Raw genomic sequence first — 25,475 nt, 5'->3', positions numbered from 1 at the left:
CCTTGGGGTCATTTGGGCGGCTCTCGAACTTCGCGCCCACGTCAGAGAGCTTCGAGAACGTCCGCTAACCGTCAATCCGAATCGTCTCAAAAGGCGGAACCTGGCTGTAAGCAGCTTGTCCGCTTCGAGGCTTGGGAAGTCCGAGAGCGGACGTTCGGCGCGGTTCAGGTGGAGGCAACCTGATGACCCCTTACAGACCCTCAAGCCTGCCGGCCGAGACGTCCGCTTGGTCGGAAGAAGCGGACCTTTGTGCGGCGGTCACGACATCAGCAGGTTCGATGTGGCTACACCTCACCCATGGGCCAGCGGTTCACTGCCGAATTGAGGGTGGCACGAAGGTCCGCGTCTGGGCACCAGCGAATGCGCATGCGTGAGCCTACGCAGTGGTGACGCGCGGTCTCTGCAGATCATCGCCGCTATCGCTTGCCGCCGGCTCCTCACGCTGCTCGGCTCGCCCGAGTGGCCTGGTCGATGCGCTGTGACCCCGGCAACTGAACCTCGCCTGCCGAGCATCGTCGTCACGCTCGGCCCCAGCGGCGGCCGCCGTAACGGCCTTGCTGAGGACGCGCCGACGTATTCCGCCCGGGAGGACGATCGACGCTATTCGAGGCCGTTGATCATCCGGTACAATTCTCGCACCCTCTCTCGCGTGTGGGTAGCCGCGTCAAAGTTCACCCAGTTGCTCCACTGGATCAGGGGGCCGGAGTTGAACCGTCGCGTAGTAGGTAGCTCGAGTACCCGTTGGCTTGCCATCATCCTTATGAGACGGTGCTGCCCGGCAGGGTGTGTGCCGTTCACCTCGCAGGCATCCGTGAACGTCACCCCCACATCCATCCCGATCTGCTGTGAACTGAAGATGTCGAACAGCTTCATCAGCTGCAATGCCGACATGTAGCGGCCGAGCGACGTGCCGCCTGTCCAAAGCCTGTCCACTTCGGCCGACCGCTCCCCACCTTTCTTGACCAAGTCGAAGAGTGCATCCAGTTCCTCCCCGCCGCCCCGACCGACCAAGCACTCCAGGGCGAACTCATCGGCAGCCTCCTCCTGGGCAGGCATCGGCGATGCGACCTCATACGAAATCGAGGCGGACGGCACCGCTCGTCGGACCTGCTCCATCCCGTCCATGTGGCCCAGGCAGATGTGACCCAGCTCATGCAATGCCAGGAAGTCGAGCATCTGCTCGTAAGTGGCCTGGGCTCGAACGACGTAATGCCAAGGAAGCAGGTCGAAGCGGGCCTCGGCCACCTTGCCCAGGGGATCGGCGACGGTCCCGCTTTCCAGGAATTCCCGGACGGTCGACCTGAGCGCACGATGGCTTGCGTATGCCCACTCAAACGGGTCGATTAGCGGCGCGCCGTCGGGACCGCGCGGGACGCGTCCCTGATGCAACAGGCCGGTGGCCTGAGCCGACGTCACCGCTAACACGGCGTAGAGAAAGCAGATCGAGAACGTCACCGGGCTGAAGAGCACGAGAAAGCCATGCTCGGTGCGCATGACCTCCGCCCCGAAGCCGTCGTAGGGGGAGATCGCCAGAGCAATCGCCCCTTCACTCGGCAGCGCGCTTATGGCCATCGCCGCGCTTACCGAGCGGTTCATCACGTCCGTGACGACCGGGGCGAAGCTGCCACGGTCTCGGCTCAGCATCCCGCAATCCCGGAAGCTAGGCGAAAGGAGATACCGGCACGCATTCGCGAGCCCCGCCTTCCTGGCGTAGAGATCGAGTTCGTTACCCACGCAAGTGGCCGGCTCGTCGCCCATCACCAGGCGAAGTCCGTCCTCGCCTAGAAACTTGACATAGTCAGCCTGAAGAAGAGCCAGCGACATTCCATCATCCACATAAGCTATGTATGCGTCCCTTGACGATCAGGACCGCCAACGTCCCGACCGGGACGCTGATACTGGCCGCGCTCAGGATATCGACAACGACGCCGGCGATCTCGGCGAGGCTCTGGGTGGAAGGATCGTGCAGGTAGGAGATCACGCGCGGATCGTTGCATATCGATCGCTTGACGGACTCGAGCACCCCGGCCATCCAGCGCCTTGCGCGCTCCCGCCTGCTCTTGTCGTCCAGTGGCCCGCTGTAGCGGATCGCTCCGCTCGCGATTAGCTGGGAGGCCAAGTCGAGAAGCAGTTCGTCCTCGCTCTTTTCAAGATCGTCGGCACTGATCATCATTATCACCTCGGACGCCGGAAAGCCGGCCGTGGATGCTCCTTAACAACAGATTTGCTTCCGGCCACCCCACCATTCGTGCTGGTTGCGTGACAGTGAGGCACCAAAGGCCCGCCCCGGCCGCCTTCACGCGCGAGAGCTTCCGAAAGCGTGGAGGTCGGCGGCGGCTGGCGGAACGAAGCAGACCGGAACCGCCTCGGCCTGCGAGCCTCGCGAAGCTCGTGCGGAACTCGCCCGCTCGCGCCAGGAGGGCCGGCCTCGAGGATCTTATGTCTCCCGGCTTGAACATCCCGGGCTGTGGCAGCTTGCGGGACGAGAGTGGCCATTCCAGAAGCCATGTTTGAAGGTCTGGAAGTGGCGCAACCAAGACCCACAAGCTGAGCTGCTGTAGCGTCCGCTTCGGAGAGGCCGCGAAGGTCGGCTGAATGGCCGAGATGGAGCGCAAACCCGAAGGTCCGCTTCTTGGCAACGATTTGCGATCGGCGGCTGACAGATAGCGGCGTCTTCATATCGATGAACGGCGATGCAACAGTTCACGCACGCTACGTTAACACCAAAGTTGAATCACAAAACGGCAGACGATCAATTAGGTTGAACGGCAGAACAGCGGCATTACCGTCTCCGCATAGTAGCTCGTCGAGCGCGAAGTAGGAGGCAAATGTGAGCGGACTTCTGAAGACTCTCAAGCTCAGCGCTGCGATGCCTGCCGTGTCGACCGCTGATCCACTCTCACGTGCTCGTGGTAGACTGCTGGAGCAACTCGCGGAACAGCGTGATATCGCGACAGCTAGCCTTGAAGGAACCGTCTATCAACCGCCGAAACGCATTGCGCTGCGCAAGAACGCAGAAGGCGAACGCATCCGCATTGAAGTGCCGCGCCGAGTGCGAAAGAACTTCTATCAGGATCAGGTAGGCGCATATCAGTTCGTAATGCGCATTGGCCTCGGCGCAAAACTCTTGGAATTGCAGCCGGGCAAACCCGCGATCAACGTGGGTACACTCGACAAACTGCCGGGCCTGATCGACTCGCTCATCGCAGCGGTGCGAGCTGGAGAGCTCGACCCGATGCTGATGGATGCCTTGGCTGCACAGGGCGTGATGATGGCAAAGCGCCGTTCCAAAACAGCTTAGGGCCACACCCCTCAAGGGCAGTCGCCTCCCGCGCTGCCCTAAGCGCCCTGGTCAGCACATATAGCTTGAGGGATCCGATGAGCACCGAGACGATCAAAGACCGCTACCAGCGAACCCTCGGATATATCGAGACACAATCAAGCGGGAGGCAGCGAGCGTTGGTTGCGAGCCGCAGAACCCTCGGCTTCTACGATCCTCAAACCGACACCACGAAGGACGCACACCAGCGCACGATCGCTCACGGCAACGTACTGGCATCGCTTATCTTCAACGACGATTGAACGGGCCAGAGCAGTCAATAAGCCAGTTAGTATCATGTATGTAAAAGTCATGAATAATACAACTAGCAAGATCTGACTGCGAACCTGATCCTCTCAAAGCCACCTCTCTTCGACATCAGCCACTCCGCATACGATCTGATGTCGTCATTGTCCCACCAGCTACGAGTAAGAACACTGCCATCTACATCGTCTGAGGCGTTGCCATTCGCTTTGAAATCAGTCTCGATGCGGAACTTCAGAGCGTAACGGATGACGCTCTTGATGTTCTTCACGACGGATCGAGTCGCGTCGAACGTCTGCAAATCCACCTGATACGGCGCATTATGCCCTTTGGCTCTTAGAGCCTCGGCAAACTCATCTCGGCTCACCTCGCCCAAGGCCACGATTCCATGCAGATGCGGACGCCACACCGTGGAGTCGTGACGAGCCGCGAAAAGCGGCCATTCCAGCGCATCCATGGCGATCCGCTTGTTGCGGCCAAACCCCGGCAGATCTCCAAAATTATCCCGGCCCATCTCCCACCAACCGGTCAGCTGCACGGCGTTCCAGCGAGGATCCTGACGCCGCCGGTGAGCGATCATGTTCCGGATCCGGCGCTTGGTCGCCGCGATAGAGGCATCTACGGAGCTCAGCTGCAGGGTCGGCGGCAACAGGAGAGTGAGGAACGCCAACTGGTCGTTCGGCACCCCAGCGAACGCCTGCTTCAACGCACGACCCGTTTCCTTGCCCCGGCGACGCATGAAGCAGCGCGGGCACATTGGCACACCACAGGTCCGCATATTGTTGCGGCTCTCGTCCATGGAGCCGCAGGCTTCCATACGCTCGTATAGCGGGTGCATCATGCCCAGCGCATTGAGTACCCGGGTGCGTTGCTCGTGCATCCCTGGGCTCAGCCATCGAATCTGGCGCCGCTCCCACGGCTCAAACAGCATAATCAAATTTGCGCGAAATTCTCTCATTGATAAATACGACATCAGGTTTTCTCCCATTGAACCTGAGGTATTTATCGATGAAAGTCCGGCGGCTAGCTGGAATCAGTTCCGCCAACAACGTTGATAGAAAGATCTGGCGGACAGGGTTTAACCCTGTCCGCCTTATGCTTCTTACTATGCAGCACGAAGATCTCGAACCACTTCGCGAGCACGCTCAACACACTCCGGAGCGATGGCTCTTTCTAGGTCGAACTCCGGAAATTCTTCGACGATGATCCATAGGAGGCGCTCTGCCTCATCGTTCAACCAAATCGTGTGATCAGCCAGCTTGGACGCATCTCGGCCCGCGTTCTTCAGGTCGTCGGCCTTAGCCGGAATCCCTCGTGACATCAGCCAGACCTCGATGTCCTTGTGCGTGCGAGGGACGCCGCCAGGACCATCCTTCATACTGAGCCCCCACTCCTCTCGCTTGAGAGCCCTCAGGAACTGCCGATAGAGGATGCCGGCCGGCCCACCACGGAGGTTCATCCCCGCCTTGTGAACGCGGGGGCCCACCGCCATCACGCCCTCCCAGGCAAGAAAGTCCGGCAGGGTCTTGAGTAGGCGCTTCTCCCGGAATGCCCTGAAATGCTCGATGGCCTCTCGGGCCTGCTCGGCATTACGCCACGGCTCGGTGTCGAACGCGAGGTGTGGCCGGCCACGAACGACACGCTCGACAGGCCGAACAGGGCGCCGCTTGAAATCATACTCCAAATTAAGTGTGAGATCGCGCTCAATGCTTACCAGATCGCTTTCCGTATGCCACATTTCTTGAAGGCTGATCAAAGAGCTCTGGCGATGAACCTGGCCTACCTCACGATTCAAGTAGAGCCTTAGCACGTACTCGTTGTGCTCGGCTTTTGGCACGTTCGGCTTCACGCCGGCTTTTGCAAGAACAGGCTCGTCATGTCCGGCAATGAACTCGGAGGTTATCTGACCGCGCGACTTGATCGCAATGACCTGACCCACAGTGTGCTTCTTCTCAAGAAACTTGGGCGATCCAAACACCTGCTGACGAACCTCCGCAAACATCCGGCACAGCGGACCATCAAGCCTTAAGGCAGATTCCGGAGCGTTCGTGAGAAAGCCGTCGGTGGTCACACTGACGAGCGTGTACTCCTCAGGGATGCTGGCCATCAGCTCGCCGATGACCGCTCGGCAAACGCCCGTGATGTAGGCGGCAAACCACGACGATGTGATAGTGGATGGAGGCATGCGGGTGTGCTGACCCCGCTGAGGATCGAACACCGAGCTCGCGTGCACAGCCTGGGCAATTTTCCCGTAGAGGCTGTTGCCGATCTCCTTCCAGATCTGCGCCAGCAACGACCCCTTGCCGGCCGCATCGCGTTGCTCTTGGATGAAGCGGGTGAAAGATTCGAAAAGTGGTAGATCGGAGGCCCACGGGATGATCATCCCGTCGAGGATCTCCATCTCTGCGCCGAGCGTTTTCGCCAGGTAAATCTCGGGAGCCGTACAGACGCTTACGCCTTCAAGCGGCCATAACAAAAGATTGTCGTCGCGGACCGGTAGGCAGGGGCACCTTGTGCCAGCGGGGAATTTGAATTCTACCTCTGCCACACCCATTACCTCGGGTGTGTAATCATCTACATGCGACGCTTTCCAAGCGCCCTTGTAGTCCAAAGGCCGTAATAGGCATAGGATAGTCGCGTAAGCCGCGCTGAGATCGAAATCTTCGAAGGTACCCAACTCAGTTGGGCCGTTCGTCAACGACTCAGCGCGACCCCCATGGTAGCCTTGAGCACCTCGTTCCTCGTTGACCAATCTCGAGAACGCAGGAACGCGAACGCGGATCGTTCGCATCCGGCCCGATTTGGGGCTGTATATGGTGCGCTTGCGTGTATCGACGCCGAGCGCCTCATCCAGCGATATCCCGGCCTTCTTGATCTCTCGGCGGGCGATCGCAATGGCGAACGCCGCAAGCGTAGCCGGCATCCGCTGTAGGCCACACTGCGCTGCGAGATCGCGGATGCGGAGGTAGTAGAGCAGAGCGATCAGGGCATCCTGAAGCGCATACGCCTCGAACGCCGCTCGGTTCTCCTTCAGCAACCGATCCATCTCATGGATCGCATAGCCCTCGGGCAGAGCGACCTTGGACATCCCCAGGAGCTGAGCTGCGGTCTCGAGGCTTCCCCGGCCCGGCGTCAGCAGCATCGTATCGACGAAACGAACGATCACGCGCCGCTTGGCTTTGCCATCGACGAACACGCATTGCGAGCGGCGAGGCTTGGCTCCCTCTGAAGCTTGAGCTCCGGTGCCATCATCCAGCGAGAACGAGAGGCCAGTGCCGGTGAAGGTCTTACCGAACCCTTGGAACTGGCGCTTGTGCGCCCAGAAATCCCGGTGGGCTGCGAGGTCCGCACGCAGGAAGTGACCGACCATGGTCACCCGATCGGGCCATTCCTCAATTGTTCCCTCGCTGAGCGCCCGCCGCAAAGCACGATCAATCAGGCCACCGATCGTGAGGCGGTGACGCTTACTGGGACCGGTCGTGTAGTAGATGAACTTGGTCTGCCGCCCCGCACACTCGACGACCACCGCGTAGTTCAAGATGTGGTTGTAGCGGTGTTTCCGAACTCGATCGACGCGACCTACCCACTCACAGTCGAAGGCGATGGTTACAGGCGCTGACACGCGCGGGGGCGTTGCCGTCGACCGAAGCAGACGGTGTAAGGGCATGTATGTGACCCCAATGGAAGTTTTACACGCAGAAAATCAACAAAATTTCTCAGCGACTTAGGGACACATTGATGGCCAGCTGATCGCGCTTGAATCGCTCGGGGTGCTACGCCACCCCGAGCAACCCTGCCTATGCGAAACTACGCGTCTTCATCATCCGGCAGCCAGTCAGGCTGCTGAACAGACTGACCATTGGCCAGTGCCATCACCATGTGGCTGAATTGACGAGCGATCCGGATCGGATCATCGGCGAACTGACCGCCGAAGGTGCCCGGATTCAAGAACATGAGCGCGTCACCGCTCTCGCGGTTAAGCACGACGCGGCCGTCTTTTTCGACTACGTCAACCCCATGCACCAGGCCGAGATCAACAAGACCGACCGGCACCATGATGGGATGAAACTTACGCTTTGCGTCTGGCATATCTGTACCTCATCCATTTCATCACACAAGCATTTTGGCGCTTAGTGCGAAGAACATCGACGAGGTTTAGGCGCAGCCGAACTCCCGCCGACGTGCAACGCACGTCTGCTCGAAAAAATTTGAGGCCGAAGCCCCAAGTTTTCCCGATTGCGGAAGCCCCCAATTTCGTCAGACACCCAAGGCAAGCTTGAATTCTGCCGATATTGAACCAGGACTGCTGCCACCGTAGTTCGGCTGCAGGGGCCATCCAGTACAGCGATCACCCAAGTCTGAACTTGGACACCGGAAGGGACTGGAACAGGACTGCTGCATACCAAAATGCCTCTCCGACTTAGGATGGCCTAATCGGTGAGTCAAGCATCTGTGAGAGCTCTGTGCAGTCGAGCATCATCAGACTGATTCGCCAGGGCGCAGCTAAACTCGTCATATCCAAAGCAGAATCGCAGGCCTTATTAGCTGACCGCTTCATCGTCTAGCGCACCGCTAGCGCAGCTTTGGGTCGGAGCGTGCAGGATCAATGACTTAGGCGTGCTCGCGCTCAGATCATAATCCTTGTGTCGGGGGTTCAAATCCCTCCCTCGCTACCAATATCTCCAATGACTTAGCTCAAATACCCGATCCAGAATGTCAGCTTCCCATGACCTGGGTCGCAAATGGGTCGCACAAGCGTTGATGCCCGCCAGGTCGCGGATGCGCATCGCGATATGGCATTTCATGGGTATCGCTCCTTCGCACCAGCGAATCGATTGGTGTCGCACGAAGGAATGAGCCTCGTTAGGCCCATGGGTCATCTCGTCTTCGATCTCCGGCGCAGTTCGCTTGTTAGAAGGTCGGAAAGTGCAGCACCGCATTCTCCCCGATCAGCACGTTGTTGATGTTCTGGGGTGACCAACTCGCCGCGTCTATGCGAGCGGTGCCTATGGGCTGATTGCCAACCATCTGAGCGAGGCGCGGCACGTCGCCCTCACCCAGGACAGGTGGGAGGTCCTCGCTAAACGTCAGTTACAGGCGACTTGCGGTGGCGTAGCCGATGCCGGCCAAGGCAGGGTACTCGGCCAGATGCCTGATAAGGGTATCGCGGAGAAGATGCGTTATCAACGTTCCATCCGCTCACCTCAGCCAACTTACGCAGCGGCCTCCACCGCCAGAATCGCTACAATCGGCAACCGGAGCGACCAGCCGGCAGCTGAATCGAATTGCCACAGCGCTCACGACGTAATCATCGTGGAGTAAGTTGGCGTCTCGACGAAGATCGTTTCCGTCTTGGCGGACGATTAGAGGCACTGGAAAGCCGCCCCAGGGTACAGTGCCGACCTGCTTCGGCGGCAGGCGGGTGTGCAGGACCATCGACTCGTCGCCGGTCACGCCCGCCAACGGATCCGGGATGTCGCGTGCAGGGCGATCTGCTCGGTGTAGTGCGGTCAGGCAAGCTCCAGTGGCGATTGTGACTTAAAGTCCGTCGCCTTATCGTCCACAGCCGCGCTCGATGCGCGGGTGAAACGTACGCATCCAGGTGCTCTCCGTGAGATCCTCGCAACGAACCTGCGACGGATCCGAGCCGAGAAGGGGCTCAGCCAGGACGCACTTGCGGACCTGTGCGAAATCGATCGCACATACATCAGCGGTGTCGAGCGCGGTCTGAGGAACGTCTCAATCGATACCCTGGAGCGGTTGGCTGCCGGCCTCCGGCTCGAGCCTTGGCTCCTCATAAAGCGACCGGACGCCGACCGCTAACCCTGGTCCGCAGACGCTCGGCTCGGCCTGCACCGCGGCGTAACGATGCACGGTCCTCACCGGTCTGCGTGTTCGCATCGATCAGACTGATCTCGCCGTCCGCATTGCAGGCGAATCTTATCCCTCCTGCCTGAAGTGCCGCCAGCACCGCTTGGACATTACGAGACTGGGTTCGGCATCCTCCTGCCTCCAGCATGACGATGGTCCGCCGCACGACGCGAGCGTTCCGGGCGAGTTCGTCCTGGGTCCAATCCAAAAGAACCCGTGCGGCGCGGAAGTGCCGCGCTCAGAAAATCGAAAGTTTCGCTTGCATTGCAGCCAATGTGCATTATCGTCTACGAGACTGGGCGAGCGTTTCGGCGCAACCGATCTTGCGCCGAAACTGACCTCTAAGGCCGGCGGGATCGGATCGACATCCGATACCTTCAGGATCGGCTGCATACGCGGCTTCGTCAAGCGAGACGACCCGCGCCGTTCCTTCGAATAAAGGAACGCGCTCGCCTTGCACGGCAACGTGCGGCGTAGCGGAGCCCATCCGATCGACATCCGCAGATGCGCGGCCGTCATTCGACGGCCGAAATCGACGGTCGCCGCATGACGTCACGTCGTCCGATCCCACGCCGGCGCGCCCGGCCCCTGCTTCCGTTCAGCTGGCAGACGTGGCGTCGCTGTGCCGACGCCAAACGCCTCGGCTGTCACCCGGCGCCCCCCAATGCCAATCCACAACGACCAAATCCGGCTGGGCCCCCATGGCTATGGGCGCGCCAGCGAGGGTGAGGAGCTGCTCGATAAGACAATGCTGAAGGATAGGACCCATGCTGTCGCGGCCTGAACACCTCCATCACTTCCCCACCCTGACCGCGATGCGGCCTCCCCGAGCGTCGGTCGCCCTCGGCTGGATCATCGCTATCGCGACCATCCTTGCAGTTTTGGTCCTCCTGTACGTGCCCTGGGTGCAGACCTCGGCTGGGACCGGGCGCGTCATCGCGCCGAACCCTGCCGACAGGGTTCAGACGGTTACGGCCCTGGTTCAGGGCCGGGTGGAGCATTGGTACGTCGAGGATGGCCAGCGAGTCAGCGCTGGGGATCCCATCGCCCGCCTCGTCGACAACGATCCATACCTGCTCAAGCGGCTCGCTGCCGAGCGGGAGCAGGTCGAGGCCGAGATCGCCGCGGCCGATCAATCGGTGAGGGTAGCGGAGAGCCAGGTCAGTCAGACGCGCGAGGCCGCCGAGAAGGGTTTCGTGACACGGCGCAACTTCGAGGCCGCCCAGATCCGCGTGGCAGAGCAGCGGGCGAAACTGGCCGAAGCTAAGGCCAAGCTAAGCCGCCTTGAAGTGACCGTGAACCGCCAATCGGCGCAGCTGGTGCGCGCGCCGAGGGATGGCCGCATTCTCCACATCAACGCGGCCGCCGCCGGCACGCTGGTGAACGCGGGAGACACCCTGGCCACCCTCGCGCCGCACGAGCCGGAACGCGTCGTCGAGTTGTTGGTCGACGGGCGAGACGTTGCCCTAATCCGGCCCGGCCAGGGCGTGCGCCTTGCTTTTGAGGGCTGGCCGGCCATCCAGTTCAGCGGATGGCCCTCGGTGGCCCATGGCATGTTCGACGGGCGGGTGCGAACCGTCGACCCCTCAGCCCAGGCGAGCGGCCTGTTTCGCGTGCTCGTCGAGCAGGACCCCGGACGATTCGCATGGCCCCAGGTCGATTTCATCCCGCTTGGAGCCAAGGCGCGGGGCTGGATACAGATGGAGACGGTTTCGGTGGGCTACGAACTCTGGCGCGTGATCAACAACTTCCCGCTGGAGTTTCCTAAAACACGCTCAGACCCAAGCTAAAAGATTAAGTGGTGGTCGATGATCGAGAGGAAGACGACCGCCTTTCCGGTTCTCTTCCCTGAAGCAGACTGGCAGCTTTGGGCCATCATCAATCTTTCGCGTCGTTCCTAAGACTGCGAGGAATCGGACATTGCGAGAGCCTGTTTTGGGGCAGGAGTTCGAGCTCGCCCAATTCAGCTTCGCGCCATGAGCTGACCTCCGGCTGACACGCGCAGAACCGACGCTCTCGACCCGTTGCGGTCCCCGAGCAGGTCCGCTTCCAGGCTGTTGACGCGGCAAAGGTCGACGACTGCGTTAGTTGGATTTCCGCTGGTCCCCTTTCGGTCGGCAGCACGCAAGAGCGGACATCGCGCCGCGCCTGCTTCCTACTGTCGACCGAAGACTAAGGGGCGGTCGGCCGCGACCTCGGCGGTTATTGCCTTCAGCTTCAAACGGCCGGGGTACACCTTGAGGAGCTGAATGTCGCGTAGGGCGACTCGGGGGCGCCCGCTGTCTGATTAGTGTGTCCGCGAGGTAGGGTCCGGTGCCACCTCAAGCGTCTGCACGACGTGGCGGAGCTTGTCGGGATTGCGAGTGATGTAGATCGCCGTGATCCGGCCGTCCTCAATGGCGAGCGCCGTGGTTTGGAGAACGTCGCCGCGTTCGCGGCTGATATAGCCGGGCAAGCCGTCGATCCAGACGGGTTCGAGCATCTGCGCCCAGCCTTGACCCCATTTGCGCCGCACACCCTCGAACATGCGCAGGAGGCGGTCCAATCCAGTGATGGGGTTGATGAAGGCCAAAACCTTGCCGCCGCCATCGGAGCGCAGCACCGCATTCTCGGCGAGAAGTGTACGCAGCGCTGCGGTGTCGCCGCTGGTGGATGCCGCGAAGAAGGCCTGTGCAATCCGCTCGCCCTCTTCGCGCTCTACGGGGAAGCGCGGACGCGCAGCCTCCACGTTCCGCCGTGCCCGGACGGCGAGTTGGCGCACGGCCGCCGCCTCCCGGTCGAGCGCATCCGCCACCTCGCCGAGCGGCACGCCGAAGACGTCGTGGAGGAGAAATGCCGCCCGCTCAAGCGGAGACAGACGCTCCAGCGCCATCATCAGCGTCAGCGTTAGGTCATCTTTGTCCAGCCCATCCTCCTCGTTCTCGACGAGTGGATCGGGCAGCCAAGCGCCGACGTAGGTCTCCCGGCGGGCGCGGGCCGACTTCATCTCGTCGAGGCAGAGGCGCGTAACGATGCGCGCGAGGAACGGATAGGGAGCAGAGACCTTCGTCTGGTCCACCGCCACCCAGCGCAGCCAGGCATTCTGCACGACATCCTCCGCTTCGCTGCGCGAGCCAAGCATGCGGTAGGCGATGCGCAACAGCCGCGCGCGATGGACCTCGAAGGTCGCCGTGGCAATTTCGGCCTGCGACATGGCCCGTTCCTCGTAAACGAAGCCGGTTGAGCGAATGTGGATGACCATCGGCTATCCTTGCCGCCTTGAACAGCTCAGTTCCCGTGCCGCCGCTGTTAGGGCCGGTCCGGCGTCGTCAACACCCGGTCAGCCGTGTCCACGACGAAGACGGCGAGGAGCTTGGAGGGCTCGACGTCGCTGGCATTAGCGCTGACACCGTGGTGATCCCCGGGCATTTCGACGAAGCTCTCCCCGACGCGGAAGACTTTCTCCGGGCCGTCGTTGATCCGGCTGCGCACCGCGCCCTCGATCACAGTTGCCGTGATGAAGGCAGATGCGGCGTGGGTGTGGGACGGTGAGGACCCGCCCGGACCGTACTCGACGAGGACGCCGCGCAGGCTCTTGCCGGGAACCGAAGGTAGTGGATGGTCAAAGATCGTCGTGACCCGGGCCTCGCCCCTTGCAACATCGGCCGCCATCGCAGGAACGACGGAGACGGCAACGAGGGCGCCCAGCAGAAATGCTCTGAACATGGAAGGGTCTTTCTTCGTGGATGGGGAGAAGCGCAGCGGTTCAGGCAGCAGCGAGCCAGCTCTCGAACCGCGTCGGTCCGAGCCGTGCCGCTTCCGCATGCTCGGGAACAAGCGAACCCTTATCGAGCGCAGCGCCGAAGTAGCGCGCCGCCCTGTCGGCAAGCACCTCCCGACGGTCGCCGGTGGATGCGATCGAGTGGGCGACGAAGTCGCGGAACGGCAGGCGGTCCGGCCCGGCGATCTCGATCGTCGCGTTGCGCGGGGAGCAAGCGCGACATCGGCGAGCGCTGCGGCTACATCGGCGGCGGCGATCGGCTGGAAGTCGGCATCGGGAACAACGATGCGGTCGCCTGCGACGGAAGTCTGGGCGATCGTCGCGACGAACTCGAAGAACTGCGTCGCCCGGACGATGGTGTAGGGAAGGCCAGAAGCCGCGATCAATCGCTCCTGCGCGACCTTCGCGAGGAAGTATCCGTTCCCCTCCAGGCGGTCCGTGCCGACGATGGATAGGGCGACGTGATGTTTCACACCCGCCTCGCGCTCCGCGGCGAGGAGATTGCGGCCAGAGCGCTCGAAGAAGGCCAGCACCGCCGCGTCCTCGAAGGACGGAGAGTTCGACACGTCAACGACGACGTCGGCTCTGGCGAGAACCCCGGCCAAGCCTTCGCCCGTTAGCGTATTGACGCCGCTGCTCGGCGAAGCTGCAATGGCCTCATGTCCTTGTCGCGACAGTTCGGCCGTCAGATGCCTGCCGATGAGGCCGCCTCCGCCAATGACCACGATCTTCATGGTACCCGTCTCCTTGTTCGAGAACGGACGGGGCGGCTCCTTGCCGCTTTCAGGCGTCCGTCGAACAAATGACGAGGCGGGTCGGTCTTAATGTGACATGCCCCAGAAAAAAAATTAGCGACATGAGACGTGGAACTGCCGCCGGAGATCAATTGACATCCACGGGAACGGGACGGCGCTGGCGCCGCCCCTGACAGAGCGTAGAACCGACTAATGTTTCGCCTGGACCGGGAGGCGGAAGGGTGCACCGAGGCGGTTGAACGCGTTCATCGCGGCGATGGTGATTGTGAGGTCCACTAGATCCTTGGGCGCGAAGGCTGTGCTTGCGGCCGCATAGGCCTCATCGGAAGCGTGCGTATCGCTGACCAGCGTGACTTCCTCCGCCCACGCGAGCGCGGCGCGGTATTGGTCAGAAAACAGGTGGGGTACCTCGGCCCAGACCGGAACCAGGGCGACCTTCTCGAATGGCATCGTGTTAAGGAGATCCCGGGTGTGCAAGTCGATGCAGTGCGCGCAGCCGTTAATCTGCGACACTCGCAGAAAGACGAGATGGATCAGCTCATTGGGTAGATCGGTGCCAGTGGTGATGTAGTGGTGAATGCCATAAAGCGCTTTGGCACCCTGCGGAGCCACCTCGTTCCAGACCAGTCGCTTGTTCTCGCTCATGTCATTTCCTTGTGCTCGGAGCGCCAGAGATCGACGTTCAAAGCCATGACGAGCCGAGCGACTCGGATGTGACATGCGATGCTGCTTTCTCGTCCAAAGCGGATCATGTTCCAGCCGAGCGCATCTACGCCCTCTTCCAAGCAGGCTGAGCAGGTCGATTGTCGACCGTCATGGGTCGGACACGGAACTTCTGCTGCCGGACGAAGCGCCAAGGTCTGGTCGCCGCTCCCATCCGGACCTTTAGCGGCAGCACCTCGAATGTCCGCTTGGGGTCAGGAGTTCACTCTCAGGTTGTTCAGCTTTGCGCTATCAACGGACCTTCGCTTGTGAGAGGCTGAAGGTGCGCTTTTGGTGGACGAGCGGACCTTGGATGCACGCGTTGCCAAGCTCGGCGAGCACCTGCTTGGTTACGTATGGCTGCGCCGTGACTTGACCGGCTGGCTTTGGGACCGGGCTGATTGAGAGGATCAGCCTGGATCAGAGGAGTTGGGAATGAAGCGAGGACAGAGGCCGAGCGCGAAGCAGGTCGTGCTGATGCTGCGCCAGATCGAGGTACAGACGGCGCAAGGCAAGAGCATCGCCGTCGCGTGCAAGGAGGCGGATGTCTCCGAGTAGAAGCTTCGTGACGAGTGCCTACGCCAGGAAATCTTCTACTCGCTGAGAGAAGCACAGGTCGTGATTGGCCCATGGCAGAACATCTACAACCGTGTCCGGCCGCATTCGTCGCTGGGCTACCGGCCGCCCGCGCCTGTCAGCTTCCCAGATCTGGCCTTCCGGCTACCCATGGCCACTACCATGCAGTAGCCTCGCAAATGGGCCGGTCCAAAATACCGGTCAGGTCTGGGCTGCTCATCGGCCTTGAAGCGGGCCGAGGCGATGGCGGCCCGCATGCCGGGCACGGCCACCCTGCAGATCGTAGCCGACGACGAGACCGGTGAGCTCGAGGGCGCAACGATTCTTGGGCAGTTCGGCGAGGTGCCGGACGACTTCGCCGGGAGCCTGCAGGCTGCCTGAGGGGGGGCGCGATGCAGACTTACAGCCTCAAACAGGACGGCGGGCCCGGCGCCTTTACGGTCGTCGTTGACCGCGAGATGGTCGGGCGCGTGATCGCCTGTGACGAGCACCCCGGCCTCTGGCGCATCCAGGATCAGAACGGCCGGTTCATGGGACGGGCCGGCTTGCGCGAGCAGGGCGCCGAGTTCCTGGCTGCGTGGTTTGTGGCCGAGGATCAGGACTGGACGTGACCGACGCTGCGCCAACAGGCGCCAAACTGTGCGGACTGAGTTATTCGGCCCATCGGCTTGACCTAGCCGGTCCTACGCAGTCTTGTGACTCGCATTTGACAACGGCTTCGGCATTTAAGAGATATGAAGGTCCTCGCAGCATATTTTCGAGCCAAAGCTCACCTCTGTCGGGAGCTAGCCGATACTATAGTCGAACAGAAAAGTCCGGTCGCTTCGGAACTTCGTAGCTTGGCCGACGAGTTTGACCAGAATGCCGGCGTTCTTGAGGACCGGATCGCGAAAGACATGCCCGGCGATCTTGCACAAAGGGATGCCCCTGACTTCCACTAATATTTGACGTCTGCAGTATAGGTGAGTTCTGGAGTGGGAGCCGGCGCCAGCGATGACGACCGCATGGCCGAGGTGCGTAAGTGGATGCTGGCGGCGGTAAATTAATACGAGACGCCGTCGAGCATAACCGGCGGAAGTCGTACAAAAGCGGGCGCCCGTACTGACGCGCATCTGATTGCCGCAACGAAAATCCCGACGTGAGAGTTGCTAAGGCCCCCGCCCGGCTGGCTCGGCCACAAGCCTGGCCGGCTGCTCTGCAATACAGGGCCTAATGCCATGGACACCCCGAACGCACGACCAAAGCGTGCGACCGATCTGGACCGTCTTGTTGGAGAGCGCATCCAGGTGCTGCGCAAGTCCAAGGGTCTTACGCAGACCGCGCTCGGTCAGGCCATCGGCGTCACGTTCCAGCAGGTCCAGAAGTACGAGAACGGCATGAACCGCGTCGGCGCTAGCCGTCTGAGCGACATCGCTCGCGTGCTCGAAGTGCGAGTCTCGTCCTTCTACGATGGCGACGAGGGCGAGGGCGAGGACCGAGCCGAGGTGTTTGGTTTTCTACGCACTCACGGTGCCATCGATCTCCTGCGCGCCTTCAGCGAGATCGAGGATGATCAACTGCGCCGCGAGGTTCTGGCGATTGTGCGCACGGTTGCTCGCGTCGAACAAGTGCGGAACAGCTGATTCACTTTCATGCCGGCTCCCGCTGGACCATTCGACCGCGCGGCAGGTTTACGAGCCGGCCCTCTGGGAAGCCGCAGCGGGCGGCGCCAGCGATAACGACCGCAAGGCCGAGGTGCGAAAGCCGATGCTCGCGCCGCCATTTGATTTTTAACTTATGATTGCCCAAACTAAATACATTGCTTAGGGGCTGTTGGCGGCGATCGGGTCGCAATCAAGTTGCCCCGCCACTCGCAATGTAGAGCATGAACCCATGGACGATCATAGTGCATCGCCGAAGCAGGCGACAAAGGAGGACGTTATCCTCGGCCTGCGTATCCAGACTTTGCGCAAGTCGAGGGGCATCTCACAAACTGCGCTCGGCATTGCCATCGGCGTGTCGTTCCAGCAGATCCAGAAATATGAGATTGGCGCCAACCGCGTCGGCGCCGGTCGCCTGAGCGACATCGCTCGGGTACTTGGAGCGCCGGTCTCCGTCTTCTTTGAGGAAGGGGATGCCGCCGCGGCGCAGGAGAAAACAGAGGTCTTCGATTTGCTGCGTGCCCCAGGCGCCGTCGATCTGCTGAACGCTTTCATCACGATCGAGGATGACCGGCTACGCCGCGAGGTTCTGGCCCTCGTTCGAAGCGCGGCTCGCATGGAGCAAGATCACGGCGCCTGAGCCTGAGGCACCGACAATTGCTGAATTGAGCGAACGCTAAGACGACCGCATGGCCAAGGTGCGGAAGCGGATGATTGCGGTTGCACACCTTGAGCGAGTAGAAGATCTCTTGGCGCAGGCACTCGTCGCGCAGCTCTGCTCGGAGATCTCCGCCTCCTTGCACGCCAACGCTAAACTCTTGCCCTGAGCTGTCCGCACCTCGATCTTGCGCAGCTTCAGCACCACCTGCTCCGCGCTCGTCTTCTGTCCTCGTCGCATGTCCGACTCCTTCGGTCATAGCTGATCCTCTCAGTCAGCCCGGTCCAATGCCAGCCGGTCAGGTCACCCCCCCACTGCGTTAAGTGGCAGTTCTGTCAAGGGCTTGAGCAGGTTTTCAGCAGTCTGCTGGACCAGCACGGCTGACAACTTGGTGCTCCCTTCCACGGAATCATCCCTGGCCCTGAACGGACAACGTTAGCGTCAGTTCGAAGCGCAACGGCCGTCAGAGCAATGACACAGACCAGAGAAGAGCCCGCAGGAACCTAAGAAATTGTAAAATCTGAAAATCCTACCATATGAAGTACTGTTTCGCAGCAACGCCAATACTATCACCGAACAAAGCTATACAAATTTAAGCCGCCGCTTTGGCCGGACCGGCAACACTGACGCAAAGACATACAATATCTGCGCCTTTTCTCGATATGACATAAAAAGTTATAGATCTAGACGACAGCAAATCACATGCAAATAGATGTTGAACCTTATTGGAACGGTATAATATCGGGAGACAACAAAGCATGTGCCGGCCCGGCAACACCACTGGTACCAATTAAAAAATCTAAAGGCAGTACCCCCATTTGATGGTTTCGCACCTCAAATCTGGATGCTAATCATTGCCCAATAACAGTCACTGGCAAGACGTCAGGGCCGACGCGTTGAGGGCGGGAGGGGGCAATAATGGCTACTGTGAGCAATGGCGCAGCGACGTCCGTTTCCAACACGCCGCAGGCCAAGGACGACTACGTCACTACGGCTGAAGACGTAGGCACAAAAATTAACGTCCTCGCGAACGACTCCGGCGGTGCGGCCAAATCCCTCTACTCCATCAGCCAGGGCGACCCGCTGGCTGTCGCTAAGACCGCCACAAGCAGTCTGGGTGCCACCATTTACATCACCAGCGACGGCCAGGTTTACTATGACCCGGCTAGCGCAACGCGAATCCAGGCGCTGGCGCAAGGCGAGACAGCGGTCGACACCTTCGTCTACGAGGAGCGACTCGGGAACGGCACGATCAGCACTGCAACCGTGTACGTGACCGTCAAGGGCACCAATGATGGGCCAATACTGGCGGCTGATACAGCCACGCACGCAATGACGGAGATCGCGGGTGCGACATCTGGCTCGGGTACCGAGACAGCTTCCACTACGCTGACATTCACTGATAGAGACCTGAGCGACACACACACAGTGAGCTATGGTGCTCCGAGTGTCACCTGGACGGGCGGAGCCCACATCCCGGCCGATACGGCAGCTGCCCTGGCAAGTGCGCTGACGCTCACCAAAATGGATTCGACCGGTAGTGGCACCGGCTCAGTCAAGGTCGACTTTGCCCTAGCCGATAAGTTGGCTGATTTTCTTGGGGTACACGAAACATTGACGGTGACGTATCAAATCACTGTCAGAGATAGCCAAGGAGCCAGCTCAGTTCAGCCAGTGACTCTCACGCTGACTGGCACCAATGACGACGCGTTGATCACGGCCGCTACGGCTGGCTCCGACAGAGGGACTGTGACCGAAGATGGCAATGTGGCTGCTGAGGGCGTGCTGTCGTTCACGGATGCAGATCTGAACGATGCGCATACAGTCAGCGTCATGCCGTCAGGGGCCGCGCTAGGCACACTCACGGTCAACAAGACGGCTGATTTGAACGGCGTCGGCTCGGTCAGTTGGAGCTACACTGTCGATAGCACCAAGGTCCAATACCTGGCCGAGGGGGAGACCAAAGTCGAGTCTTTCCAGATCCTGTTGAGCGATGGTACCTCGACGGTAAGCAAAACCGTTTCAATCACGATTACCGGCACGAACGATGCGCCGGTGGTCACCCCAGCGAGCGTGGGCGACAGTGCCGGAACGGCAACACCGCTGCTCCAAACCGACGCAGGTCTGGCGACGTCCGGCACTCTCACGGTCATAGATCTCGACGTGGTGGATCAGGTCTCGGTGGCTGTCTCAGGCGTGACCCATTCCGGGCCGACCGGCAGCCTGACAAATGCAGAGCTCCTGAGCTACTTCCATATCACACCAGGAACCATTGTCGACGGCAGCCATACAAGCGGTCAATTCACCTGGACGTTCAACTCCGGTGCGCAGGCTTTCGATTTCCTCGCTCAAAGCGAAGTGCTCGAGCTGCAATACCGCATCACTCCTGATGATGGGCATGCTCCCACCGGCACAGGCGACGGTGTGGTGACGATCAGGATCCAGGGCACCAACGATGCGGCTGTGATCGGCGGCACTGCGACCGGTGCGGTCACCGAGGACGCGGTCACCACGACCTCAGGCCAGCTGACCATCACGGACGTAGATACCGGCGAGGCTCACTTCCAGGCCATCGCCGCCGGGGCTCTGACCAAGACCTACGGCTCGTTCACGTTCAACGAGACCACGGGTGCGTGGAGCTATGCGCTCGACCACGCCAAAGCCGATAGCCTGGCCAAGGACCAGGTGGTGCACGACACCCTGAACGTGACCTCGTTCGACGGCACCGACACCCAGCTCATCGACGTCACCATCACCGGCACCAATGATGCGGCGACGATCGTGGCCAGCGGTGGCGACCACGGCAACGTCACTGAGGACACACCCGGCCAGGGCCTCACACAGGGTTCGCTGAGCGTGCAGGACGTGGATGCGGGCGAGAACCGCTTCCAAGCTGTGGCGGCTGGCGCCCTTGAGGGCCAGTACGGCAGCTTCACGTTCGACGCGGACACCGGCGCTTGGAAGTACACGCTCGACCATGCCAAGGCGGACAAGCTGACCGGCACGGACGTGAAGCACGACACCCTGACGGTAACCTCGTTCGACGGCACCGACACGCACGTCATCGATGCGACCGTCTACGGCACCAACGATGCGGCTGTGATCGGCGGCACTGCGACCGGTGCGGTCACCGAGGACGCGGTCACCACGACCTCAGGCCAGCTGACCATCACGGACGTAGATACCGGCGAGGCTCACTTCCAGGCCATCGCCGCCGGGGCTCTGACCAAGACCTACGGCTCGTTCACGTTCAACGAGACCACGGGTGCGTGGAGCTATGCGCTCGACCACGCCAAAGCCGATAGCCTGGCCAAGGACCAGGTGGTGCACGACACCCTGAACGTGACCTCGTTCGACGGCACCGACACCCAGCTCATCGACGTCACCATCACCGGCACCAATGATGGATTGACCCCAAATCTCGTGCTCAATTTTGACAATATTTCTAGCGGCCCCGTTCCAGACGGATATGGTGGTCTGAATTGGAACAGCAATGGGTCATTCTATAGCGGCACGGCAGACATCTTGAATACTGGATACGGGTACGGGAATGGCGACAACGACTCGTTCGTCTTTAACGGGTGGGCAGGAAAATACAGCAGCATAACGAAAACAAATGGAGGAACTTTCAGCGTCTCTGGGCTAGACATCGCAGATTCCACCTACGCTCATTTTAGCGATACCCCCAACGATGCTAACACTGTACAATTTGTAGGAATGAAAAACGGCGCTCAGACATATTCGAAGCTCGTCTCGTTAAGCAACGACCATTTCGACCATGTAGATCTAGATTTCTCTGGTATAGATCAATTCCAGATCAACGTAGTTGGAGGCCAGCAAAGCGGTTTAGGTGTTAGCAATACTGGCTGGTGGGCTATCGACAACCTAGGGCTCATTATATGAGCAACTAAAATTGCGGCAGATCACAAAGGGCCGCGGGCTAAATCCGCGGCCGTGTCCGATTAAATTCAACGTTCATCACGGAAAAATTTTCGGATTTGACTGTAATACATTAAGCCGACCATCCTGCTGTCTAATACACTCATAGAGGTAATGATCGGCTTGCACGCGGTGGTCCAAGTTCTAAGTTAGTGCAGGGTCGGCCTTTGCTCCACGGGTCGCTTGGCCGGCGGAGCCGACTGGGTAAGCGCGGCCGGCCAAGCGGTGAAGGCCGGCACGAACACCTCCGGGGCCGGTGGTCGGTAGCCGAGCGACCGCCGGCGAACGGCTGTCTTCAGTCAGAGTGTGCGCCATGAGCCGACCGTCAGCAGGCAGGCGCTGAACCGCCGCTTCCGACCCCATCCGGACCTTCGGCGGGCACAGGTCGAATGTCCGCTTGGGGTCAGGAGTTCGCATGCCGCTTGTTCAGCTGTGCGCCACTTCCAGACCTTCAAACATGGCTTCTGGAATGGCCGCTCTTGTCCCGCAAGCTGCCACAGCCCGGGATGTTCAAGCCGGGAGACACAAGATCCTCGTCGCGTGGTAGCCCTGGCCTGAGGCTACGGCCCCTTCCGACTAAGGTCTCTCGGAAGGGGCGACCATTTCTTCATCGCTGTCACGCATCCTGACCGCATCGGATCGGGGGCGGGCATAGTCGCGAGGAAGGACGTCTGGGCGGCGGCGGATAGGATACGGGCCAGGGCCCGCGACGCCGACGGCGCCAAGCCCCGGGTCTCGGTGCGCACCGTCCGCAAGGCGCTTGGCAAGGGCTCCTTCGGGGACATCGCCCGCGAGCTCGCGGAATGGAAGGCCAGGGTCGGCTACCGGCCGCTGATCGAGCAGGCCGAACTGCCGGAGGCGCTGCAGGGTCAACTCGCCGCCTTCGGCACTGCGTTCCTCGAACACGTCCGCATCGAGTAAACCCGCCACCGGATCGCCGAGGCCGAGGGCGAGGCGGCCCGGAAAGCCGGCCACTGGGAGATCCTGGAGGAGGCCCTGGCGCAGGTCTACCTGCTGGAGGCGCGGGTCGCGATGCTGGAGGCCGACCTCGCCCGGCTGCGCGCGGCGCCGCCCGCGGTCGCATCCCCGGAGCCGGAGCCGGTGAAGGTCCCCGCGCCTACGGACCTCAACCCCGTCTAGGGCAAAGTCCGCGACCGGCACACCGCCGAGGCCGCCGACCCGGTCTGGGCCGACGTGCGCGTAGCGGTCACCCGCGTGCTCGAACAGCGGGGGGCGATGTGGGTCCACGCCATCCACCTGTCGCTGCCGGACCAACTCAAGGAGCGCGCCGAGCGAGCCGGGCTGCCGCTGATCCCGGCATGGCTGCGGCTCCACCTCATCCGCCTGGCCGACGCCGGGGACGGCTTCGCCGAGGTCGGTCGCCCCGCCAGGGACGGGCCAGATGGGAGTGTTCGCAAGCATCGGTCGGTCGTCGTGAAAAGGACGCCAATGTTGTGGGGCCGGCCGTCCGCGCCAAGGTTCGCGTAACGGGGAACGTGACCCGTTACGCGATAGCCGCCGAGTCGAGCGGCCCTCGCCACGTGATCCCCCGCCCGCTCGACCGGGCCTGCCCGAGGACGCTTGCGCGCCCCCGGCAGATCACCTCACAGGCTCGGTCGGAGCCCGCGAACCGAGCTCACGCCTTACAGCACCGCTTCGGCGTGCAGGAAGGTTCTCTTCGCCTGTCAGCTTCCCACCGATATCAAGTGATCGGCGGGCCCTCGCGGCTCGTCCCGAACCGCATCGACACCGATACCCGGGAATCGACTGACAGCCAGCCTCAGTCAGCGTGCCGAAAAAGGGCTTCTCCTCGATCAGGAGCCGTGCGCTCGACCCGAGACGAGCCGCAGGTTCGGTCCCGCTCGCGTCGCCAGGGCAGCGGTGACCTTGCGTTCGAGTTCGCCCACCCGGAACGGCTTCTGGACGATGGCGTCAGCCCCGGCGGACCCGGCCTGCGCCAGGGCCGAGGTGTCCGCGAACCCAGTCACGAACAGGATCGGGATGCTGGGCCAGCGCTTCCGGATCTCCGCCGCGGTCTGCGCCCCGTTCATGCCCGGCATGGCGAAGTCGATGACGACGAGGTCGACACTCGGGTCGGCCTCCAGCGCTGCGAGCGCCTGCAGGCCGGATGCTGCCTCGCGCACATGGTAGCCGGCCTCCGAGAGACGGGTCGCCGAGACCTCCCGCACGCCGCCGTCGTCGTCGACCACGAGTAGAGTCGGTGCGTTCCCGGCGCGATGAACCTGTGCCGTGTCCGCATCTGAGGCCGCCACCGTGTCTTCTCTCGGCTCGGCGCGGGGAAGGTACACCTTGATCGAGGTCCCCTCGCCGACGACCGTATCGATCCGGATGCCTCCGCCCGACTGCTTCACGAAGCCGAAAACCTGCGCCAGCCCGAGCCCCGAGCCCTTCCCGACTTCCTTGGTGGTGAAGAAGGGCTCGAACACGCGGGCCAGCACTTCCGGCGTCATCCCCGTCCCGCTGTCGCTGACCGCGATCATCGCGTACTCGCCGGGAGCGGGAAGCTCGGGCCGGGTCGGACTTTCGGTAACCGTCGCGTTAGCGGTCTCGATGGCGAGGCGCCCGCCCACCGCCATGGCGTCGCGGGCGTTGATGGCGAGGTTCAGGATCACGAGCTCGATCTGCGTAGGGTCCACGAGGGCGTGCCAGAGGTCGGTCTGGAGTGCGGTCTCGATGTGCACGGCGCCGCCGATGGAGCTTTGCAGGAGATCCTGCATCGAGGCGACCGTCTGGTTCAGGTTCACGGGAGCCGGCACCAGCCTCTGACGGCGCGAGAAGGCAAGAAGTTGCGCGGTCAGCCGGGCCCCGCGCTCGGCGGCGCCGCGCATCATGTCGAGGCGGCGCTTCGAGCGCTCGTCCGACACGGCGCGCTCCAGGAACTCGATGTTGCCAGCAATGACGGTCAGCAGGTTGTTGAAATCATGCGCGACACCGCTCGTGAGTTGCCCGACGGCCTCCAGACGCTGGGCGAGGCGGAGCGCATCTTCGGCGCGCTCGCGCTCCGCGATCTGCGCCTGCAACGCGGCGTTCGCCTCAGCAAGCTCCTGCGTCCGCTCGGCGATGCGGGCTTCGAGGGTCTCGTTCACGGCCTGGAGCGCGGCCTCGGCCGCCGCCTTATCCCGTTTAACGCGCGCCTCCGCCAGCGCCCTGACGACCGTGCGCGGCATGCGGTCGAGCCGCTGCTTCGTGACGTAGTCGGTCGCCCCGTTCTTCAGGGCCTCGACGGCCACGTCCTCGCCGAGGGTGCCCGAGCAGAAGATGAAGGGGACCTCGGGGCATTGCTCCCGGGCGATGCCGAGGGCGCTGACGCCGTCGAAGGTCGGCAGGACGTAGTCGGCCAGGATGATGTCGCAGCGTCCTGGCCGCGCCGCCGCCGCGAAGGCGTCGCGGGTCATCACGCGCTCGATCACGACCGGATGGCCGAGACCGTCGAGTTCCGCCTCGATGAGTTCGGCGTCGAGGTCGCTGTCCTCCAGGTGAAGGATGCGCAAGGGCCCCGGCGTGCCAGTCACACGTTCGATGGCCAGCCTCCCCTGTGCGGAGGCGCCTCGTTCAGCACCGCCCAGAACACGCCGAGGTCCTTGATGGCCGCGAAGAACTCCTCGAAGCCGACGGGCTTCACCACGAAGGCGTTCACCCCGAGGTCATAGGAACGGACCACGTCCGTTTCCTCCCGAGACGACGTCAGCATCACCACGGGGATGCCCCGGGACGTCGGGTCGCCCTTCACCTTGGCCAGGACCTCTAGGCCGTCCACCTTCGGCAGCTTGAGGTCCAGGAGGATCACGGCCGGGTCCTGCGGCGCCCGCCGCTCATGGGGGCCGCGCCGATAGATCCAGTCGAGGGCCTCCGCACCGTCGCGGCAGATGACGATCTCGTTGGCCAGCTGGCTCGATTCGAGGGCAGCCAGCGTCAGCTCGATGTCGTTCGGGTTGTCCTCGACGAGGAGGATCGGCTTCAGGCCGGCCAT

The 25,475-nt window shown here is 61.8% G+C and carries 21 protein-coding genes, 1 tRNA gene and 4 pseudogenes; 13 read left to right on the top strand and 13 right to left on the bottom strand.

Translation table 11 applies throughout. The features are described 5' to 3' along the window. Positions 1-600: 600 nt before the first annotated feature. A complete protein-coding gene (locus tag MSPGM_RS00725) occupies positions 601-1,824 on the bottom strand; it encodes a hypothetical protein (RefSeq protein WP_261926111.1) in 1,224 nt (407 codons plus the stop codon). A 4-nt stretch (positions 1,825-1,828) separates the two neighbouring features. Beyond that, entirely contained in the window at positions 1,829-2,170 is a 342-nt protein-coding gene (locus MSPGM_RS00720; RefSeq protein WP_261926110.1) for a hypothetical protein, read from the bottom strand. A gap of 660 nt (positions 2,171-2,830) precedes the next feature. Between MSPGM_RS00720 and MSPGM_RS00715 the strand changes: the two genes are divergently transcribed. Further along, entirely contained in the window at positions 2,831-3,301 is a 471-nt protein-coding gene (locus tag MSPGM_RS00715) for a hypothetical protein (RefSeq protein ID WP_261926109.1), read from the top strand. Positions 3,302-3,378: 77 nt separating this feature from the next. Beyond that, positions 3,379-3,582: a hypothetical protein gene (locus MSPGM_RS00710; protein WP_261926108.1), complete on the top strand. Its 204-nt coding sequence runs from the start codon at positions 3,379-3,381 to the stop codon at positions 3,580-3,582. A gap of 62 nt (positions 3,583-3,644) precedes the next feature. Here MSPGM_RS00710 and MSPGM_RS00705 read toward each other — a convergent pair whose 3' ends face one another. From MSPGM_RS00705 to MSPGM_RS00695, 3 genes are all read right to left on the bottom strand, one after another. Further along, positions 3,645-4,463, bottom strand: a complete 819-nt coding sequence (locus MSPGM_RS00705) for a hypothetical protein (RefSeq protein ID WP_261926107.1) — start codon at positions 4,461-4,463, stop codon at positions 3,645-3,647. 225 nt (positions 4,464-4,688) lie between these two features. Then, the gene (locus MSPGM_RS00700; RefSeq protein WP_261926106.1) at positions 4,689-7,121 is read right to left on the bottom strand and encodes a DNA polymerase; all 2,433 of its coding nucleotides are present in this window, start codon (positions 7,119-7,121) and stop codon (positions 4,689-4,691) included. A gap of 269 nt (positions 7,122-7,390) precedes the next feature. Continuing rightward, positions 7,391-7,672, bottom strand: coding sequence for a hypothetical protein (locus MSPGM_RS00695; RefSeq protein WP_261926105.1), 282 nt, complete (start codon positions 7,670-7,672; stop codon positions 7,391-7,393). 481 nt (positions 7,673-8,153) lie between these two features. Between MSPGM_RS00695 and MSPGM_RS00690 the strand changes: the two genes are divergently transcribed. The 3 genes from MSPGM_RS00690 to MSPGM_RS00680 all read left to right on the top strand — a co-directional run bounded on the left by MSPGM_RS00690 (position 8,154) and on the right by MSPGM_RS00680 (position 11,244). After that, positions 8,154-8,259, top strand: a tRNA-OTHER gene (locus MSPGM_RS00690). Positions 8,260-9,166: 907 nt separating this feature from the next. Beyond that, positions 9,167-9,406, top strand: coding sequence for a helix-turn-helix domain-containing protein (locus MSPGM_RS00685; protein WP_261926104.1), 240 nt, complete (start codon positions 9,167-9,169; stop codon positions 9,404-9,406). Between the two features lie 815 nt (positions 9,407-10,221). Next, entirely contained in the window at positions 10,222-11,244 is a 1,023-nt protein-coding gene (locus tag MSPGM_RS00680; RefSeq protein WP_261926103.1) for an efflux RND transporter periplasmic adaptor subunit, read from the top strand. Between the two features lie 497 nt (positions 11,245-11,741). On the opposite strand, the gene MSPGM_RS00675 is transcribed toward MSPGM_RS00680, so the two are convergent. From MSPGM_RS00675 to MSPGM_RS00660, 4 genes and pseudogenes are all read right to left on the bottom strand, one after another. Then, on the bottom strand, positions 11,742-12,647 hold the full coding sequence (locus MSPGM_RS00675) for a sigma-70 family RNA polymerase sigma factor (protein ID WP_261926102.1): 906 nt from the start codon (positions 12,645-12,647) through the stop codon (positions 11,742-11,744). A gap of 95 nt (positions 12,648-12,742) precedes the next feature. Continuing rightward, positions 12,743-13,105, bottom strand: a complete 363-nt coding sequence (locus MSPGM_RS00670; protein ID WP_261926101.1) for a cupin domain-containing protein — start codon at positions 13,103-13,105, stop codon at positions 12,743-12,745. Between the two features lie 94 nt (positions 13,106-13,199). Further along, positions 13,200-13,948 (bottom strand): annotated as a pseudogene (locus MSPGM_RS00665) (SDR family oxidoreductase). 210 nt (positions 13,949-14,158) lie between these two features. Beyond that, positions 14,159-14,614 carry a carboxymuconolactone decarboxylase family protein gene (locus MSPGM_RS00660; protein WP_253386873.1) on the bottom strand — a complete coding sequence of 152 codons (456 nt, stop codon included), beginning with the start codon at positions 14,612-14,614 and terminating at the stop codon, positions 14,159-14,161. A 492-nt stretch (positions 14,615-15,106) separates the two neighbouring features. On the opposite strand from MSPGM_RS00660, the gene MSPGM_RS00655 reads away from it, so the two are divergent. The 6 genes and pseudogenes from MSPGM_RS00655 to MSPGM_RS00630 all read left to right on the top strand — a co-directional run bounded on the left by MSPGM_RS00655 (position 15,107) and on the right by MSPGM_RS00630 (position 17,527). Further along, positions 15,107-15,229 (top strand): hypothetical protein, encoded by a 123-nt coding sequence (locus MSPGM_RS00655; protein ID WP_261926100.1) that lies wholly within the window; start codon positions 15,107-15,109, stop codon positions 15,227-15,229. Next, positions 15,230-15,418: pseudogene (locus MSPGM_RS00650) on the top strand (integrase core domain-containing protein); the annotation flags it as partial. 72 nt (positions 15,419-15,490) lie between these two features. After that, positions 15,491-15,628, top strand: a complete 138-nt coding sequence (locus MSPGM_RS00645) for a hypothetical protein (RefSeq protein WP_015821198.1) — start codon at positions 15,491-15,493, stop codon at positions 15,626-15,628. An 11-nt stretch (positions 15,629-15,639) separates the two neighbouring features. After that, positions 15,640-15,858, top strand: a complete 219-nt coding sequence (locus MSPGM_RS00640) for a hypothetical protein (protein WP_261926099.1) — start codon at positions 15,640-15,642, stop codon at positions 15,856-15,858. A gap of 606 nt (positions 15,859-16,464) precedes the next feature. After that, a complete protein-coding gene (locus MSPGM_RS00635) occupies positions 16,465-16,869 on the top strand; it encodes a helix-turn-helix domain-containing protein (RefSeq protein ID WP_012251975.1) in 405 nt (134 codons plus the stop codon). 250 nt (positions 16,870-17,119) lie between these two features. Continuing rightward, entirely contained in the window at positions 17,120-17,527 is a 408-nt protein-coding gene (locus MSPGM_RS00630; RefSeq protein ID WP_261926098.1) for a helix-turn-helix domain-containing protein, read from the top strand. A 132-nt stretch (positions 17,528-17,659) separates the two neighbouring features. On the opposite strand, the pseudogene MSPGM_RS00625 reads toward MSPGM_RS00630, so the two are convergent. Continuing rightward, positions 17,660-17,785: pseudogene (locus MSPGM_RS00625) on the bottom strand (IS3 family transposase); the annotation flags it as partial. A 678-nt stretch (positions 17,786-18,463) separates the two neighbouring features. On the opposite strand from MSPGM_RS00625, the gene MSPGM_RS00620 reads away from it, so the two are divergent. Next, complete coding sequence (locus MSPGM_RS00620) at positions 18,464-21,448, top strand: VCBS domain-containing protein (protein WP_261926097.1); 2,985 nt, start codon at positions 18,464-18,466, stop codon at positions 21,446-21,448. Positions 21,449-21,633: 185 nt separating this feature from the next. Here the strand turns inward: MSPGM_RS00620 and MSPGM_RS00615 are convergent. Further along, positions 21,634-21,759 (bottom strand): annotated as a pseudogene (locus tag MSPGM_RS00615) (IS3 family transposase); the annotation flags it as partial. A 334-nt stretch (positions 21,760-22,093) separates the two neighbouring features. On the opposite strand from MSPGM_RS00615, the gene MSPGM_RS00610 reads away from it, so the two are divergent. Continuing rightward, positions 22,094-22,405, top strand: coding sequence for a DNA-binding protein (locus MSPGM_RS00610; RefSeq protein WP_315974126.1), 312 nt, complete (start codon positions 22,094-22,096; stop codon positions 22,403-22,405). A gap of 893 nt (positions 22,406-23,298) precedes the next feature. On the opposite strand, the gene MSPGM_RS00605 is transcribed toward MSPGM_RS00610, so the two are convergent. Beyond that, positions 23,299-24,996, bottom strand: a complete 1,698-nt coding sequence (locus MSPGM_RS00605; RefSeq protein WP_261926096.1) for a response regulator — start codon at positions 24,994-24,996, stop codon at positions 23,299-23,301. 17 nt (positions 24,997-25,013) lie between these two features. Continuing rightward, complete coding sequence (locus MSPGM_RS00600) at positions 25,014-25,475, bottom strand: response regulator (protein WP_261926095.1); 462 nt, start codon at positions 25,473-25,475, stop codon at positions 25,014-25,016.

The sequence above is a fragment of the Methylorubrum sp. GM97 genome (assembly GCF_024347855.1).
Classification (GTDB): Bacteria; Pseudomonadota; Alphaproteobacteria; order Rhizobiales; family Beijerinckiaceae; genus Methylobacterium; species Methylobacterium extorquens.
This window is presented reverse-complemented; position numbering and strand designations above follow the sequence as displayed.